Here is a 257-nt window from a genome sequence, read left to right as displayed (position 1 = left end):
GCCCAGGTCAGTACTGTGAGCCTAAAATGACAACTGTTGGTTCGCAAGATACAACAGGTCCTATGACACGTGATGAACTTAAAGATCTAGCATGTTTAGGTTTCTCTGCAGATTTAACAATGCAGTCATTCTGTCATACATCAGCTTATCCTAAGCCTATCGATGTAAGCACTCACCATACGCTTCCTGATTTCATCATGAACCGTGGCGGTGTTTCACTTCGTCCAGGTGATGGTATTATTCACTCATGGTTAAAC

The 257-nt window shown here is 42.8% G+C and carries 1 protein-coding gene; it reads left to right on the top strand.

All coding sequences use genetic code 11. From position 1 onward, the window contains the following. The coding region (locus AAEY83_RS16590) for a hypothetical protein (protein WP_351060831.1) at positions 1 to 257 on the top strand (257 nt) is incomplete at both ends.

The sequence above is a fragment of the Psychrobacter sp. TB20-MNA-CIBAN-0197 genome (assembly GCF_040309765.1).
Lineage (GTDB): Bacteria > Pseudomonadota > Gammaproteobacteria > Pseudomonadales > Moraxellaceae > Psychrobacter > Psychrobacter submarinus.
The sequence above is the reverse complement of the archived record's forward strand: the minus strand, read 5'-3'. Positions and strand labels throughout refer to the sequence as shown.